Below are 809 nucleotides of genomic sequence, written 5' to 3' on the forward strand. Positions count from 1 at the left end.
GGTTCTGTTGCAAAGTTAAAAAATCAAAATAAAATTTCAATTAATTTCTGATTTTATGCTTAGATACTCATCAATATATTCATTTCTTGAATCACTGAAAAGCCAAAGAGACTTTTGTCTCTTTGGCTAATTTTATATAAAGCGTGTATGGTTTCAATTCCTTTAATCGTCGAGGCGGCAGTCCTTATGGACTGATATAATTTGTGTCTTTTCTTGATATGTCGATGATCCTGTTCAATGATATTATTCAGGTATTTATTTGTTCGGTGTTCAGTCTTAGAAAACAATCCTTCAGAATGCAGTCGATTAAACGCACTACTTAGTGAAGGAGCTTTATCAGTGACAAGAACTCTAGGTTCTCCAAATTGCTTGATCAATCGTTTAAAGAAAGCATAGGCTGCTTGTTTATCACGATTCTTTCGTAACCAAATATCTAATGTTATACCCGAAGAATCAATGGCTCGATACAAATAATGCCACTTTCCTTTTATCTTAATATAAGTTTCATCCATTCTCCAGGAATCACCAACAGATTTATTTCTTTTCTTCCATATGCAATAAATAACTTTACTATATTCCTGTACCCATCGATAAATAGTCGTGTGACAAACATTTATCCCACGTTCGTTAAGGATTTCTGAGACATCACGATAACTTAAGTCGTATCTTAAATAATAGCCTACGGCTACCATGATGATATCTTTTTCAAATTGTTTGCCTTTAAAATGAGACATGGTTATTCTCCTAATGTTTTCGTTTCAGCTATTTTACACTAAATAGACGTTTTGATAAAACTTTGCAACAGAACC

At 32.9% G+C, this 809-nt stretch carries 1 protein-coding gene; it reads right to left on the reverse strand.

Features of this window, described 5'->3' with window-relative positions:
- Positions 1-59: 59 nt before the first annotated feature.
- Positions 60-734, reverse strand: coding sequence for an IS6 family transposase (locus RV04_RS12955; protein WP_071858865.1), 675 nt, complete (start codon positions 732-734; stop codon positions 60-62).
- Positions 735-809 lie beyond the last annotated feature (75 nt).

The sequence above is a fragment of the Enterococcus hermanniensis genome, from assembly GCF_001885945.1.
GTDB lineage: Bacteria > Bacillota > Bacilli > Lactobacillales > Enterococcaceae > Enterococcus_A > Enterococcus_A hermanniensis.

What these genes read in the sequence shown, in the direction of transcription:
- RV04_RS12955 (WP_071858865.1), bottom strand. Translation starts at nt 734, where the DNA reads ATGTCTCATTTTAAAGGCAAACAATTTGAAAAAGATATCATCATGGTA.